The 15,870-nt window shown below is 71.1% G+C and carries 12 protein-coding genes; 4 read left to right on the plus strand and 8 right to left on the minus strand.

The features are described 5' to 3' along the window. Nucleotides 1–98 precede the first annotated feature (98 nt). The 5 genes from Pla163_RS01510 to Pla163_RS01530 all read right to left on the minus strand — a co-directional run bounded on the left by Pla163_RS01510 (nt 99) and on the right by Pla163_RS01530 (nt 6,167). Nucleotides 99–1,559, minus strand: a complete 1,461-nt coding sequence (locus Pla163_RS01510; RefSeq protein ID WP_419186197.1) for a sulfatase — start codon at nt 1,557–1,559, stop codon at nt 99–101. A gap of 52 nt (nt 1,560–1,611) precedes the next feature. After that, nucleotides 1,612–2,631 (minus strand): alpha/beta hydrolase, encoded by a 1,020-nt coding sequence (locus tag Pla163_RS01515; RefSeq protein ID WP_145182515.1) that lies wholly within the window; start codon nt 2,629–2,631, stop codon nt 1,612–1,614. Continuing rightward, nucleotides 2,628–3,371: an SDR family NAD(P)-dependent oxidoreductase gene (locus Pla163_RS01520; protein WP_145182518.1), complete on the minus strand. Its 744-nt coding sequence runs from the start codon at nt 3,369–3,371 to the stop codon at nt 2,628–2,630. The genes Pla163_RS01515 and Pla163_RS01520 overlap by 4 nt, the downstream gene beginning before the upstream one ends. 202 nt (nt 3,372–3,573) lie before the next feature. Next, complete coding sequence (locus tag Pla163_RS01525) at nt 3,574–4,473, minus strand: UbiA family prenyltransferase (RefSeq protein WP_419186198.1); 900 nt, start codon at nt 4,471–4,473, stop codon at nt 3,574–3,576. Continuing rightward, nucleotides 4,470–6,167 (minus strand): NADH-ubiquinone oxidoreductase-F iron-sulfur binding region domain-containing protein, encoded by a 1,698-nt coding sequence (locus Pla163_RS01530; RefSeq protein WP_145182524.1) that lies wholly within the window; start codon nt 6,165–6,167, stop codon nt 4,470–4,472. Before Pla163_RS01530 ends, Pla163_RS01525 begins: the two co-directional genes overlap by 4 nt. A 136-nt stretch (nt 6,168–6,303) precedes the next feature. Here Pla163_RS01530 and Pla163_RS01535 point away from each other — a divergent pair, with 136 nt between their 5' ends. From Pla163_RS01535 to Pla163_RS01550, 4 genes are all read left to right on the plus strand, one after another. Next, the gene (locus Pla163_RS01535; protein WP_145182527.1) at nt 6,304–6,753 is read left to right on the plus strand and encodes a peptide chain release factor family protein; all 450 of its coding nucleotides are present in this window, start codon (nt 6,304–6,306) and stop codon (nt 6,751–6,753) included. A gap of 199 nt (nt 6,754–6,952) precedes the next feature. After that, nucleotides 6,953–7,981: a lipid A deacylase LpxR family protein gene (locus Pla163_RS01540; RefSeq protein WP_145182530.1), complete on the plus strand. Its 1,029-nt coding sequence runs from the start codon at nt 6,953–6,955 to the stop codon at nt 7,979–7,981. A 64-nt stretch (nt 7,982–8,045) separates the two neighbouring features. Further along, on the plus strand, nt 8,046–10,508 hold the full coding sequence (locus Pla163_RS01545) for a BNR-4 repeat-containing protein (RefSeq protein ID WP_145182533.1): 2,463 nt from the start codon (nt 8,046–8,048) through the stop codon (nt 10,506–10,508). A gap of 168 nt (nt 10,509–10,676) precedes the next feature. Next, nucleotides 10,677–12,296, plus strand: a complete 1,620-nt coding sequence (locus Pla163_RS01550) for an FG-GAP repeat protein (protein ID WP_145182536.1) — start codon at nt 10,677–10,679, stop codon at nt 12,294–12,296. 39 nt (nt 12,297–12,335) lie between these two features. Here Pla163_RS01550 and Pla163_RS01555 read toward each other — a convergent pair whose 3' ends face one another. From Pla163_RS01555 to Pla163_RS01560, 3 genes are all read right to left on the minus strand, one after another. Next, the gene (locus Pla163_RS01555; protein WP_145182539.1) at nt 12,336–13,961 is read right to left on the minus strand and encodes an AbgT family transporter; all 1,626 of its coding nucleotides are present in this window, start codon (nt 13,959–13,961) and stop codon (nt 12,336–12,338) included. 27 nt (nt 13,962–13,988) lie between these two features. Continuing rightward, on the minus strand, nt 13,989–14,114 hold the full coding sequence (locus Pla163_RS18575; RefSeq protein WP_419186199.1) for a hypothetical protein: 126 nt from the start codon (nt 14,112–14,114) through the stop codon (nt 13,989–13,991). A 142-nt stretch (nt 14,115–14,256) separates the two neighbouring features. Then, nucleotides 14,257–15,615: an NTP/NDP exchange transporter gene (locus tag Pla163_RS01560; RefSeq protein ID WP_145182542.1), complete on the minus strand. Its 1,359-nt coding sequence runs from the start codon at nt 15,613–15,615 to the stop codon at nt 14,257–14,259. Nucleotides 15,616–15,870 lie beyond the last annotated feature (255 nt).

Raw genomic sequence — 15,870 nt, forward strand, 5'->3', positions numbered from 1 at the left:
GAACGACGAGCGGTCGAAGGCGAGCCTCACGGAGCGCGGCGAGGACCGCGCGGTCGTGCCGATCGCCTTCTGATCCGCGCTCTCGATCGTCGCGGCGATCAGTGGCCGTCCGCGCCGCCCTCGTCCGCGTCGCCGCCCGCGGCACCGACGTAGCCGAGTTCTGCGAGGCGCTCGAGCAGCGCGGGCGACAGTTCGCGGCGCGCGACCGGCAGGGGCGACGCGCCGAGACGCTCGAGTTCGCGCTCCAGTTCGGCCAGCAGTGCGTCGCGGCGGTCGGGCCGCGCGTCGGCCACGTCGTCGCGCTCGCCGGGATCGGTGCCGAGGTCGTACAGCACAACCGTCCCCGCGTCCTCGTCGCGCACGAGCTTCAGGTCGCCGCTCAGGATCGACTGCCCGAACGCGCGCCGCACGAACCCGTCGGGGCGCAGCGGCAGGAACGCGACCTCGGTCAGGACCGGCGTCGAATCGCCGCCGGACTCGCCGCGCACGAACGGCGCCAGCGACGCGCCCTGCATCCCGTTCGGGCCGGCGACGCCCGCGAGCTCGAGCACGGTCGGCGCGACGGCGACGGTGGAGACGGGCGTGTCGACCACGTGTCCGCTCGGCCCCGATCCAGGCGCCACCACCACGAGCGGCACGTCGAGCACCTGTTGGTACAGCGAGCGCGTGTGTCCGAGCCAGCCGTGCTCGACGAACTCTTCGCCGTGGTCGGCCGTCAGCAGCACGACCGTGTCGTCGGTCGCGCCGGCCTCGTCGAGCGCCGCCAGAAGGACGCCGATCCCCGCGTCGGTGTGGGCGATCTCCTCGTCGTACACGTCGCGCAGGTACGCGAGCTCGTCCGGCGTGAAGTCCGCCATCATCCGCCGCAGCGCGCCGATCGACTGGCTGCCGTCGAGGCGCCCCGAACCGGCCGACGCGAAGTCGAACTCGTCGTGCGGCAGGTACTCGTAGTGCGGGTCGAAGTAGTGCACGAACAGGAAGAACGGCTGGTCGCGCTCGGCGAACTCGACCAGCATCTCCTCGGCCAGGTCGGTGACCGACGCGGTCGAGACCCACTCGTGGCCGCGCGCGTTCGTCTCGTCGAAGTACTCGAAGCCCTGGTCGTAGCCGGTGACCTCGCCGATGATCGTGTGGCTGACCACGCCGCCCGTCGAGTATCCCGCGGCGGCGAAGGTCTCGGCCAGGGTCACGGCTTCCGTCGGCAGCGCGCGCGTCGCATCCACGACGCCGTGCGCGCTGGGAAAGAGCCCGGTGAACAGCGTCGCGATCGACGGCATCGTCCAGGGCGCGACCGTCTGCGTGCGGGCAAAGCGCGTGCCACGAGCCGCCAGCTCGTCGATGTTGGGCGACGTGTCGCGCTCGGCGCCGTAGCAGCCGAGTCGGTCGGCGCGCAGCGTGTCGACGACGACCATGAGGACGTTCTTCGGCGCCGCCGCGCTCGAGTCCGCGGACTCCGGCGCCGCACCATCGCTGCACGCGGCGGCGAACAGGGCGCACGCGAGCGCGGCGGCGGCGCGCGTGCTCGAGCGACTTCGGTCGGTCCTGGTGGCGTGGGTCACGGTCCCTCGATCCTCGCCCATCCGGCCGCGCGGCGCCAGGGATCGTCGCTGTTCAGCCGTTCGCGAGCACGTGGGTCAGCAGTGCGTCGAAGCCCGCGCGCCAGCGTTCGGGGTCCTTCTCGAACGAACGGTCGTGCTCCGCTCCAGGAACGAGCGCGAAACGCGTCCACCCACCCAGGGCTTCCAGCAGGGCACGCGCCTGGTCCTCCGTCACGCGGCGGTCGTCGGCTGCGTGGATCATCAGCGTCGGCGCCGTCACCGAGCCGGCGTCGTCCACGGGCCGGTGGTCGAAGCCGTCGATGTCCGCCGCGACGCCGCCCCACATCACCAAGAGCGGTGCGAGCGGCCACGCGGGCAAGCCCATGCTGTGAAAGCGCTGGGCGGTGGTGTTCCCCAGCGTGTCGAAACAGCCCTCCAGCGCGAGCCCCTGCACCGCGCGCTCGCCACTCCCGAGACCCAGTCTCCCGGCCGCGCGCAGAACGGCTGCCGCGCCCATCGAGTTGCCGAACAGGACCAGTGGTGCGCCATCGAACCTGTGCCGCGCGAACTCGACGGCCGCGGCCACGTCGTACGCCTCGCGGACGCCGATCGTCGTGCCCGTTCCGGTCGAGTCGCCAGATCCGAAGAAGTCCACCAGCACGCACGTGCACCCGAGTTCGTGCAGGACCGCCGCGCGCTCGAGCAGGCTCGCGCGCGCGGCCGCGTAGCCGTGGAAGCAGAGCACGACGACGCCGCGGTCGAGCGCCGGATCGGCCGGCAGGACCCAGGCGGCGAGCCGTGCGCCCGACGCGCTGTCGAAGCTCGCTCCATCGAACTCGAGTCCGACGTCGGCCGGCGTGCGCGCGTTCGTCGGACGCGGAACCTGGATCCCGGTGACGAGCACGCCGATGCGCTCCAGCGTGGACAGCTCTTCGGGTCCGCGGGTCCGCTCGGCACCTTCCGACCACGAGACCATGGCGCGCGCCTGCATGAAGGCCACGGCGTTCAACGCGATCGCCGCGCAGGTTCCGGCTACGAGAACGCGGCGCCGCCAGCCACGCACCATCCAGCGGCGCGCGCGAGTCGCGATCACAGCTCGATCCGCAGCAGTGCGCCGGGCTCGAACTCGCCAGCCACGAGTGCGAGCATCGCGCGCGCCACGTCGGCGGGGGCGTACAGCGCGCCGGATTCCTTCAGTTCGACGAAGTGGCCCACGTTCGCGAACAGGTCGCGGTCGCTGGCGCGGATCTCGGCCTGCATCTGCGTGTCGACGACGCCCGGTTGGATGCTGACGGCGCGGATCGGGTGCGCTGCGCGCTCCTGCTCGATGGCCACCGCGCGGATCCAGTTGTCGAGCCCCGCCTTCGTCGCGCAGTAGAGCGACCAACCGGCCACGCCGCGACTACCGGCGCCGGAGCTGACGCTGACCAGGGTCTTGCGCGCCGCGGAACTCTGGAACGCGCGCACGAACAGGGCCATCGCCGTGATCGCGCTGGTCAGGTTCACGTCGATGCCGCGGCGCCAGTCGGCCGGCGACGATGCGGCGAGCGGACCGATCGGGTCGAGCGTGCCGGCGTTGCTGACGAACACCACCTCGTCCCACGCCTCGGCGGCGAGCGCGTCCATCTCGCGCGCGACCGCGTCCGCCGTCGCCGCCGGATCGGCGAGATCGACGCGCGCGTGCAGCCGTCCGCGCTCGGAGTCCGAAGCCCCGGAGCGCGACAGGTCGAGGGTGCGGAAACCGTCCCGCTCGAAGGCCTCGAGCAGCGCGAGCCCGAGTCCGCGCGAGCCGCCTGTGACGATGGCGAGGCGCCGCTGCGTGGATGCATTCATGGCCGCAGCCTAGTGGTGTGATTCGCTCTCTTGGGGCACGGTTTCCCCTGAAGTCGGCCTCGTCCCGTACGGGCGCGCTGCTGCGTCAGGCCTCCTCCGAGAATCACAGCCCGGTACTTTTGGAAGAGAGGGCGAGTCGTCGGCGCCACGCATCGCATCCCGTACGGAACGCCGGAATGCCTCGACAGAGCGAATCACACCACTAGCCGGAGAGCGCGACACCCAGCCCGACCAACGCCGCTCCGGCCACCAGGCTCGCCGGGTCGCGCAGCGCGAACAGCACCGGATCGCCGCCCATCCGACCCGCGCGGGCCACGTGCCACATCCGCGCGAGCCAGCCGCCGACGATCACGCACGCGAGCCAGGCCAACGGCGACGCGCTGCCCGACCCTGACCCGTACAGCCGCACCATCGTGTCGCTGCGCAGGTACAGCGCGAGCACGACGACGGTCGCCACCGCGGCCAGAACGCCGACGCGCTCGACCGCGGCGAGGTGCGCGACCCGGTAGCCGCGGCGGGGGAGGGCGTCGAGTCCGCGTTCGCGCGCCGCGCGCAGGGCGAGCGCTCGTTTCAACAGCGCGAGGCTCGCGAACAGCGCGGCCGCGAGGCTCCACAGCCAGTCCGATACCGGAACGCCCGCGGCAGCGCCGCCCGCGAAGAGCCGCAGGAGGTAGAGCGCGACGAGGGCGAGCACGTCGAGTCCGACCACGCGCTTGAGTGCGAACGAGTAGACGAGCGTGAGCAGGAGGTAGTTGCCGATCAGGCGCGCCGCTTCGCCCGGCAGCGTCGTCCAGGCGAGCGCGAGGCCACTGGCCGCGGCGACGGCACACGCCACCAGCGCGCCGCGCACGCTCACCTCACCGGCCGCGACGCCGCGCGCGCGCCGCACCGGGTCCGCGCGGTCGCCTTCTCGGTCCGCGAGGTCGTTGGCGAGATAGCCGGCGCTCGCCACGAGGCACAGGCACACGAACGCGATCGCCGCCGCCGCGAGACGCTCGCTCTCACCCGCGCGGTGGGCGAGCACCAGCGGCGCGAACGCCAGCAGGTTCTTCGCGAAGTGGAGCGGACGCGCCGCGCGCAGCAGCGCGGTGGCCGCGCTCACGGACGCCGTTCCAGCGCCGCGTCCACCTGGTCCTCGAAATCGCGCACCAGGCTCTGGGTCACGAGCGGGGCCGCGATCCCGAGCCCGCAGGCGCTGACCTCGGCCATGGTGTGACCGATGTCGGCCACCTCGCGCTTCCACTCGGCGGGGTCGGTGGGACCGGCGGTTCCAGCCAGCCGCTCGGTCAGACGCTGCGTACCGATGCGGCACGGGAAGCACTTGCCGCAGGACTCGTGCGCGAAGAACTCCATCGCCTGGCGCGCGGTGTCGACCATGTCGCGGCGGTCGTCGAAGACCATGATGCCGGCCGCGCCGAGGAACGTGCCTCTGCCGCGCATGCACGGTTCGTCGAGCGTGACGTCGAGGTCCTTGACGAAGCCGCCCGACAGACCCGCCATCGTGACGGCCTGGAACGTGCGCCCTTCGAGCGGTCCGCCGGCCCAGTCGTCGAGCAGCGTGCGCAGCGGCAGGCCGATCGGGATCTCGTAGTTGCCCGGGCGCTGCACGTCGCCGGACAGCGAGACGAGCTTGGTGCCCTTGTGTTCACCGAGCCCGAGTCCCGCGTACCAGGCGGCGCCGCGCGCGAGGATCGGCGGCACGCTGCACAGGGTCTCGACGTTGTTGACGACGGTCGGCGTGCCCTCGAAACCGTGCGTGACCGGGTAGGGCGGCTTGTTGCGCGGGAAGGGGTGCTTGCCCTCGAGGCTCTCGAGGAGGCTCGTCTCTTCGCCGCAGATGTAGGCGCCCGCGCCGCGGCGGATCAGCAGTTCGAACGCGAAGCCGCTGCCGAGCACGTTCTCGCCCAAGAGGCCCGCGGCGCGCGCCTCGGCGATCGCGTCCTCGAGGATCTCCTCGGTCTGGGGGTATTCGTAGCGCAGATAGATGAAGCCGCGCGGGGCTCCGGTCGCGAAGCCGGCCAGCACCATGCCCTCGATCAGCGCGTGCGGATCGTGGTCCATCAGGACGCGGTCCTTGAAGCAGCCCGGCTCGCCCTCGTCGGCGTTGCAGACGATCGTCTTCGGGCCGCGGCCGCGTTCGGACACGGCGTCGCGCACCGCGCGCCACTTGCGGCCGGTGGGGAAGCCCGCGCCGCCGCGTCCGGCCAGTCCGCTGGCTTCGAGCTCGGCGATGACGGCTTCGGGGTCCTGGTCGGCGACGGCCTTCTCGAGCGCCGCGTAGCCGCCGGTGCGTCGATAGCCGTCGAGCGTCGCGCGGCCCGGCTCGCGGATCTGGGCGAAGCAGCACTCCTCGAACCGGCCGGCGGCGACGAACGGGTTCGGCGCGGGCAGGGGCGTCGGCCGTTCCTCGAGCGTGCCGTCCGCGCTGCCGACCAGATAGCTGTGGCCGACGAGCACGGGGATCGGCTCGTCGCAACGACCGGCGCAGGGCATCGGCGTCGCGCCTTCGAGTTTGGCGATCAACTCCTGCGAGCCCTTGCAGCGACAGATCGGGCCGTCGCACACGCGCGGGCGCTCGAGGCCGCCCTCCTCGCGCGCGAAGTGGTGGTAGAAGGTGACCGTGCCGTAGAGGTCGGCGAGCGGCGTCCTCAGCCCGTCCGCGACCGCGCGCATGGCCGCCTCGCTCACGTACCCGTCGCGGTCGTGGAAGGCGTGCAGGAGCGGGAGGAGCGGTGCGGGCTCGTCCTTCCAGCGTGCGATCAGGGCCGCGTCGCTCGGAGTCGGTGTGCCAGTCATGGCGGCGAGGATACTCTGGATTGTCGGTACGGCGTCAGGCACGCAGCTGCCACCTGCCGCCGACGACGGCGCGATTCGCAGCGTCTCGGCGCGGCAGGTGGCAGCTGCGTGCCTGACGCCGTACCGACAATCCACCATGGACACCGACGAGATCGAGAACGACGACCCCCTGCGCCTCGCCGCCCAGGAGGAGGCCGCGCGCCTGAAGGCCGAGGCCGCCGCCGAGCGCGCCGCTCGCGCCAAGGGGCCGTTCCCGACCTCGCGCGAGCACCTCGAAGCGGTGTGCGAGATCGCGTTCCTGCGCGGGTCGGGTCCCGGCGGTCAGCACCGCAACAAGGTCGAGACGGGCGTGCGGCTGACCCATCCGCCGAGCGGCCTCGTGATCGTCGCCACCGACGACCGCAGTCAGTCGCGCAACCGCGACAAGGCCTTCGAGCGCCTGATCGAGAAGCTGCGCGAGCTCAACAAGGTGCCGGTGCCGCGCAAGAAGAAGCGCGTCTCGAAGCGGCAGAAGACGAAGCGCGTGGCCGAGAAACGCCACCGCTCCGGGGTCAAGAAGCTGCGGCGGGACAAGGGCCGGGAGTGACACGCGATCGCTCGCGAGTGCGCCCGTCCCGCAGCGGAGGTGGCGCGCCGATCCGCCGTTGCCTGAGCTCGTCCTCTCGCGCTGCCTCTCGGTGCTGCAGCTTCCCCGCGCCCAGCACCCTCGCGTCGCCCGCTCGGTGCCGTACCGTCCTGCGCACCGAGCCCTCGCCCCCGCTCGCCCCCCCTCGCCTCGCTCCTCCATGCCGCTCCGCCTCCGCGCTCTCGCGCCGCTCGCGCTCGCCCTGTGCGCGGCCTGCTCCACGTCGCGCGACCCCGACCTCGACCTGGACGGCCCACTCGAGATGGTCTCGATCGCGATGGACAACGACACGTTCACCGGATCGGACAACAACTACACGAACGGGATCGTGGTCGGGTGGCGCGGAGGTGAGCACCGCGCCTACACGGAGGACAGCCGCTACCGCCGTTGGATCGAGTTCTGGTCGTTCCTGCCGGCCATGGACGACACCACCTGCGACACCTACGCGGCCTGGTCGGTGGGGCACGAGCTGTACTCGCCCGACGACATCACCGTCGCGGTCCCCGACGCGGACGACCAGCCCTACGCGGCCGTGTTCTTCGTCGACAGCACGCTGCTCGCGCGTTCCGACCGCGTGACGCACTCGTGGAACCTGCGGCTCGGGCTCGTCGGCCCGAGCGCGCTGGGGGAGGAGCTCCAGAGCGGCGTCCACCAATTGATCGACGTCGAGGATCCCGCGGGTTGGGACACGCAGATCCCCGACGAGCCGGTCGTCAACGTGGACTACGCGGTCGCCTACGAGCTGCTCCACGCCGGCCGTCAGGGGGCGATCGAGGCGCGCTTCGTCCCGCTCGCCGGCGCGGGCGTGGGCACCTACTTCACCGGCGCGGCGGGCGCGATGTACGGCGAGGTCGGGTGGAACCTGCCCGACTCCGTCAGCCTCGTGTCCCTGCGGCGCGGCGTCGATCCCGCGCTCGAGTTGGTCTCGCCCCGCGGCGGCTGGTCGGTCAGCCTGTTCGCCGGCGGCGGTGGCTTCGCCGTCGCGAACTACCTCCCGCTGGACGGCAACGCGTTCCGCAGCGGACCGTCCGTCAAGTCCGAGCCCTTCGTGGCGTTCGCGTCCGTCGGCGTCGCGCTGCGCTACGACCGCTGGCGCCTCGGGTACCGGCAGACGCTGTTCACGGATACGTTCCAGACCCAGCGCGAGGCCGTGGACTACGGGACGCTGTCGCTCAGCTACTCGTACTGACCTCGATCCGGTCCCCGGCCCGTTCGACGCCCCACGGCCGCGCGGCGCGCACTAGGCTCGGGCGATGCGCCCCTCCACCCTCTCGCTGTTGCTGGCGGTTGCCGCGGTCCACTGCGCCCCGAGCGCACCGGGCCAGAGCAGCCCGACCGGCGACCAGATCTTCGTCGACCAGTCGTTCTCCTTCACCGCGCCGTCGTTCGGGTCCCTGCCCAACGGGGCGGCCCACGCGCACGACACGATCGTGAGCCACGCCGGCTGGCAGTACGTGGCCTACTGGGACGCGCAGCGGCGGCTCGCGGTGGCGCGGCGCGACCTCGGGGGCGCGGTGGACGCCGGCGCGTGGCAGATCCTCGCGTTCGACGACTACGCGATCCCCGGCGAGGACGCGCACAACACCGTGAACGTCGGAATCTGTCCGGGCGACGGCACGCTGCACCTGGCGTTCGACCACCACGGCGACGACCTCAACTACCGCCGGTCGGTCCCGGGGCTCGCCACCGACCCGGTGAACGCGGACTGGAGCGCGACGGGCTTCGGGCCGATCCTCGACGCTCTCGATCCGTCGCTCGGCACGATGACGAAGGTCACGTACCCGCGCTTCGTCCCGACGCCGACCGGTGACCTGCACCTGGTCTACCGCGAGTTCTCGAGCGGGGACGGCCGCGCCCGGATGGCGGACTACGACAGCGCCACCGGCACGTGGTCGAACGACCGCGTGTTCATCGAACGCACCGGCCCGCACAGCGATCCGCTCGGTGGCGCGTCCTCGTCGCGCAACCCGTACTTCAACCGCATCGACTACGACGACCGGGGCACGCTGCACGCGACCTGGACGTGGAGGGAGAAGGCGCCGATCCGCTACAACCGCGACATCTGCTACGCGTACTCCGAGGACGGCGGCGTGCGCTGGTTCAACGGCGCGCACCAACTCGTCGCGGACACAGGTCTGGGCCAGGTGATCGACGCCGCGACGCCCGGGATCGTCGGTGTCGAACTCGGCGCCGAGTGGGGCCTGATGAACGACCAGGGGCACGTCGTGGACGCCCGCGGCAACGTGCACGTGGTCATGTACCACAAGGACACGCCCGCCACGGTCGTCAGCTACGGCAGCGTCTGGAACAGCCACTACCGTCACTACTGGCTCGCGGCCGACGGCGAGTGGCGGACGTCGGCGCTCACGACCATGGGCAACCGACCCAAGCTGTTCACGGGTCCGAACGGCACGCTCGTGCTCGCCTACGTGGCCGCGGGCGACATGCGCGTCGACGTGGCGTCCGAGGGCGCCGATTTCCTGGACTGGTCCACGGCGTACTCGGGCGCGACGGTCTACGGCAGCTCGTTCCAGGGCGACCTCGTGCGCTTCGTCCGTGAGTCGGTGCTCGACGGCTTCTTCCAGGAGCGCGTCCTGACGCTCGGGGACACGTCGCCCCTGTACGTCGAGAGCGTCGACCTCTCGGGCGTCCTCGCCGCGCGGCCGAGCGACGAACCAGTCGTCTCGCGCACCCGCATCGAGACCGAGCGCGACACCTGGGTCGCCGAAGGTTCGTCGGTCCTCACGGCCGCACCCGACGCCACGACCCTGTCCGTCCGGGCCAGCGGCGGCGGCCTCGGCACCCAACTCGCGTTCGTGCGCTTCCACCTCGCCGAGCTGCAGGGTCGCGGCGCGCTCGAGCGGGTCGTGCTGCGCCTGGCCCTGGCGGACGTCGGCGCGGAGTTCGGCGCGGCGGATCTCGGCGTCACGCGCTGCGCCCAGGACGTCTGGGCGGAGACCGGACTTGCCTGGGACGATCGGCCGTTGCCGGTCGGCCCGACCTTCAGCGGCCGACGCATCGTGCGCGGCACCGCGGGTCTGGTCGAGATCGACGTCACCGAGGCGATCGCTGCCGAGCTCGCGAACGGCGGCGAGCGGATCACCTTCGAGCTGTCCGGTCTCGTGCGCGGTCCCGGCGAGCACGTGCACCTCGCCGCTCGCGAACACCCGACGCTGCCCGCCGCGGTCCTCGTCGCCGACCAGAACACGGCGCTCGCGCCCGTCGCCGACACCTACGTGCGCAGTGGCGTCCACGCTCTCACGAGCTACGGCGACGAGCCGCGCCTGATCGTCAAGTCGGACGGCAACGCCGACTTCGACCGCGTCGCATACCTGAAGTTCGAGGTCGGTGCCCTGCGCGGCACCGGCGCCATCGAGCGCGTCTTCCTGGAAGCCCACTCACCGGTCGGCGGCTCGCTCGCGCGCACGACGCCCTACGCCGCGCACGCGGTGCAGGACGACGGCTGGAACGAGGCGACGGCGACCTGGGCGAGCGCGCCGGCGCTGGGCGAGCGCCTCGACGCGCACTTCGGTCGCGACGCGCTGCGCTGGGACGTGACCGCGGCCGTGCTCGACGCCCTCGACGGCGACGGGACGGTGTCGATCGGGCTGCAGAGCGAGCGCGAGGAGTCCACGCGCATCCTGCACCTGTACTCGCGCGAGTCCGGCGATCCCGATCGCGCGCCGCGCCTCGTCGTGAGGTACGCGGCGCGGTGAACGCCCGGCTCGAGGCACGTCCGATCGCGCCAAGCCCGTTGAATCTGCCGTTCGCGCCACGTTCGCGCCACGTTCGCGGGCCTCGGGCCGGTGCGCCTCGAGCACCCACCGTAGAGTAGGGTGAGGCGGATCCGCTTCCGGACGCGCCCGCTCGCACCCCCGATCTCCATGCACGCGCACCTTCGACTCGTCATCGGCCGGTCACTCCTCGCAGTGGCCAGCGCCCTCTTCGCGGCACCCGCTGCTGCCCAGTACGCGACCGAGGACGACCTGCTCTTCCGGCCCGAGTTCGGCGCCATCCAGACCCGATCGATCGACTCCGACGGCACGACCGTCGTCGTCACGACGGCTCAAGGCGGACCGGGCGTTCGAGTCCTCGTCGCAGAACGGAACGCCGAAGGCGATTGGGTGCCCGACGCCGTGCAGCCCGAGTTCGTGCCCCAGCAGTCCGTTACGGGTTCGAACGGGCAGGGAATCTGTATCGCGATCGATGGCGACACCATCGCTCTCGGCGTGCCCTACGACAGCACGGCGGGGCAGTACACCGGCAAGGTGATGGTCTACGAACGAGGTCAGAGCGGCCTCTGGACGCTCGCGACCCAGTTCGTCTCTCCGGACGCGCAGGTCGACGGCTTGTTCGGCTACGAGGTGGACCTGCGCGGCGATCGTCTCGCCGTCGGTGCGATCGACGAGGACGGCGGGACCGGAATCGCCGGAGGCGCTGTCCACCTCTTCGAACGCTCCGAGGGAACCTGGACCCCGGTCGCGACGCTGACCGCGACCGCCCCGAGCGAAGGCGACGAGTTCGGACGCCGGTTCGAGTTGGGCGACGACCGCATCGCCGTGGCCGCGCCCGAGGAGTACGTCGAGTCCGATCGAGACGGAGCGGTGTACGTGTTCGACCGCCAGACCGACGGCACCTGGCTCGGAACGGCGCGGCTCGATCCGACCGCGGCTCCCGGTGACGGCGACCGGTTCGCGCGGAGCGTCGCGCTCGACGGGGATCGGATCGCCGTCGGCAGCTTCCGCGCCGCCCCCGTCGGAGCGCCGGATCCGATCGGTCGTGCGCTCGTCTTCGAACTCGTCGAGGGCGTCTGGGAACTGGAAGCGCTCGTGGAGCCGAGCGTTCCCAACGGGCTCGGTGGCTTCGGGAGCGCCGTGGACATCGAAGGCGACCGGCTGGCGGTCGGCGACTACCGCGACGTGCTCGAGTTCGGCACCCGGGGCTCGGTCCACGTCTTCGAACGGGCGCCCGACGGTGTCTGGGTGGACCAGTTCCGTGGCGCGTCCGACACGGTGGGCCTGGCGCTGTCCAACGACCGGCACCACGTCGTCCTCACCGGCGACACGATCTTGATGGGGGATCGCGGGCCGACCGGCGTCTTCCGCCTGCGCCATCTCCAGCGGGGCCGGACGGCACTCGAGGCCGGGACCTGGGGAGCCCAGAAGCTCTTCTTGCGCGCACGCCCCGAGCACGCCTTCGACCTCTTCATCCTCCTGGGGAGTGCGAGCGGCACCGGGCCCACGTCGGTGCCGGGTCTCCCCACCGATCTGCCGTTGGCCAACGACGGGTACACCCGCGCGATCATCGACACGTGCGGAGGACCGTTGCGTCCTTGGCTCGGAGTCCTCGACGCGTACGGTCGCGCGGATTCGCGAGTCGTGCTGCCTCCGCTCGACCCGTCCTTCGTCGGCCTGACGTTGCACCACGCGTTCATCGCCCTCGAGTTCGAGCCGATCGCCCAGCCGACGCTCGTCTCGAACTCCGTCCCGCTCACCATCATCTGATCCGGCCGTTGGCGGTTCGCGACCTGGGCGCTCCCCGAACTAACCCTGCGAGCGCAACTCGTACACGAGCCCGCCGTCGATGCCGAGCGGCAGGCCGAGCACGATCCAGATCGCGAGCAGCGCGCACCAGGCGATCAACAGCGCGACCGAGTAGGGCAGCATCAACGCGATCAGCGAGCCCATGCCCGACTTCTTCGCGAACTGCTGCATGTAGACCAGCACGATGATCAGGTAGCTGTTCAGCGGCGTGATGCAGTTCGAGACCGAGTCGCCGATGCGGTAGGCGGACTGGGTCAGCTCCGGGCTGATGCCGACGGTCATGAACATCGGCACGAAGACCACCGACAGCATCGCCCACTTCGCGGACATCGAGCCGACGAAGAGGTTGAGGAAGGCGATCAGGACGATGAACGCGATCATCATCGCGGACGACGACAGCCCGAGGTCGCGCAGGAAGGCGCCGCCGTCGATCGCGACCATCTTGCCCAGCTCGGACTTGCCGAAGGCCGCGACGAAGATCGACGCGAAGAAGGCCAGCACGATGTAGTTGCCGAGTACCTCCATGTACTCGGTCATCATCCGCACCACGTCGCGGTCGGAGCGGATCGACTTGGTGACGTAGCCGAACACCAGGCCGGGCACGAGGAACAGGATCAGCAGCAGCGGGACGAGGTTGCGGATCCAGGTGGGGAACGGCACCTGGCCCTCGCCGGTTCCGATCGAACCCTCGGGGTCGTACAGGAACCCCCAGGGCGCGAAGTACATCACGAAGAGGAAGCCGAGCGTGACCAGCGACGCTACGAGCGCGGCGACGAGGCCCGACTTCTCGGCCGGCTCGAGCTGCATCGACAGGGCCTGCTCGCCGTCGGGCACGCCCGGGCCGCCCTCCTCGGGCGACTTCGTGGCGAGGCGCGGCTCGACGATCCAGACCGTCACCAGCCACCCGACCGCCGTGACGAGCGCGGTGGACGCGATCATGAACCACCAGTTGCAGGCCGGGTTCACGACGTAGTCGGAGTCGAGCATCCGCGCGCCCTCCTGCGTCATGCCGGCCAGCATCGGGTCGAGGCCGGTGATGAAGAGGTTCGCGTTGAAGCCCGACGCGACGCCCGCGAAGACCGCGGCGAGGCCGACCAGCGGCGACCGACCGACCGCGCGGTACACGGCCGCGGCCAGCGGCGGCAGGACGATGTAGCCCGCGTCCACCGCCATCGAGCTCATCACGCCCGCGAAGAAGGTGGCGGGCGTCAACAGGCTCGCGGGTACGACCAGCAGGATCAGCTTGAGCGCCGCCGCGATCAGTCCGCTCTTCTCCGCGATCGCGATGCCGATGGCCGCGACGAGCACGAGGCCCAGCGGCGCGAAGCCCGTGAAGATCGTGATCAGGTTGTCGAGCAGCCAGCGGAAGCCGTCCTGCGACGCCAGGTTCCAGGCCTCCGCGGAGAAGACCCTCGGCTCGGTGCCCTCCTTGCCCGCAATCTCGAGTCGGGCCTCGTAGCCCGTTCCCGACATGATCCACGACGCCACGAACACGATCACCGTGCCGATCACGAAGAGCGTCATCGGGTCCGGCAGGGCGTTGCCGACGCGCTCGATGCGGTCGAGGAGGGTCTTCTTCGATCCGGCTGCGTTCGGGCTCGTCGCGGGGTCGTTTCCGGTGCTCATCGGCGCACGGTAGCGATCCCAGCTCCCTCACGAGAAGTCTTCCTTGCGCAGGTCGTAGCGGCGCAGCTTCTCGTAGAGCGTGCGCGGATCGATCGCGGCGCGTCCGTCGCGCCCCAACGACGAGCCGGCCCGCCCCGACACGCTCCCGTTCACGGCCGGGCCCGACGTCCGCGCGCCTCACCCGGACTCGCTGCTGCTGTCCACCCTCGACGTCGGCCACCTCGAGGTCGCCGATCCGGCCGGTGACCGGGTCGAGGACGCGCGCCTCGTCCACCTGTACTGATGCGCGGCGCCGTCAGCCGTCGGAACGGCGCTTGGCGCTGCGACCGAGCGCGACCGCCCCGACGCCCCAGAGCGCGAGCGCGGGCAGTGCCATCGCCAGCACGTTCGCGAGCGCGTGGCCGGCGCCCATCAACAACTCGAAGACGCGCGCCCACAGGACGTCGCCGCCGCGGTACACGGCCGTGTCCATGAAGTTCTTCGACTTGAAGCGCTCGTCGCGCGACACGAGCGTGAAGAGCGTCTCGCGCGCCGGTTTCGCCAGGGCGTAGCGGGCGACGCGCTGGGCGACGAGAGCCATGGCGAGCAGGCTCAGGTTCGCGGTCGCGACCTCGCCCAATAGATTCGCGTCGGCGCCGTCGAAGGCCGTCCACACCGCGCCGACGCAGATCAGCGCGACGAGCGGCAACCCAGCCAGAGTCAGACCGAGACCGATGCGACGCATGAGGAATGCGACCACGCCGCCCTGCAGCGCGAGCGTGATCCATCCCGTCCACACGTCGAGGTTCGCCAGGAACTCGGTGCGCTCGCTGCGATCGTCGAACGCGGCTCCGACCAGATCGGACTGCACGTAGTAGAAGACCGTCGAGGACATCGTCATCAGCAGCAGGAAGCCGCTGATCGCCATCAGGTAGGGCGAGTTGACGACCGCGGTGAAGCCCGAGAGGAAGGTGCCGCCGATGCGTTCGTCCTGGTTCTTTCGCGCTGCGGCGTTCGATCCGCCGGCGTCCGGGACGGGTGCACCGAACGCGTGGTCGATCCACCACAGGACGAAGGCAGCCGCCACCAGCAGCGCGACCACGACGACGAGGATGACGCTCGCGCGCACATCGTCGGACGAGAGCTCGCGCGTCACCGTCGAGCCGAGGATCTGACCCGCCGTGCCCGCCGCCGCCACCAGTCCGAAGATCCGCTTCGCGCGGTCCATCGAGCACAGGTCGCTCGCGAAGCTCCAGAACGAGCTGATCACGAACATGACGAAGACGCTGGCCCAGACGTAGAAGACGCGGTCGGCCCACAGGCGCGTCTCACCGCTCGTGCGCTCGAACGCGATCGCGAAACCGACCGCGCACAGAGCGAAGAACCCGAGTACCGAGGACAGCAGCCGCCGCCGCGAGCTCGAGCTGACGAACGCGGCGTAGATCGGCGCCAGGGCCAGGTTCACGAAGAAGACGGCCGTCCACAGATCTCCGATCGAGATGTCGCTCTCGACCGCGCGCAGGTTCGCCGCGACCTCGTCCCGCACCGGCCGCATCGCGTAGTAGCCGCCGAGCAGCAGGAAGTGCGCGAGCGCGAGCCACAGACCCAGCGTTCGTTCACTCGGCGTGGGGTTCGCGGCGGGGGTGCGGGGCGCGAGCGGTGTGAGTGAGGTCAAGGTCGGCGCGGTGGATGGAGTCGCTCGGGTGAGGAGAGCCGTGGAATTCGCGCATGGAACTCGGCGTGCCGCGCACTCAGAGCGCGTTCGACCACTCACGGTGGCGGCGTCCTCGCGCGCATCATGGCGCGCCGACGCTACGAAGTCGCAGGATCTTCGGCGCCCGTCCGTCCACCTCGGTCTCTCGCTCCCCCCCCTCCGGCCCGCGGCCACTTCGCCGCTCCCACGTTCCCTCCCCGTCGGTTCCCCACGCCG

The organism is Rohdeia mirabilis (assembly GCA_007750655.1).
Taxonomy (GTDB): Bacteria; Planctomycetota; UBA1135; order UBA1135.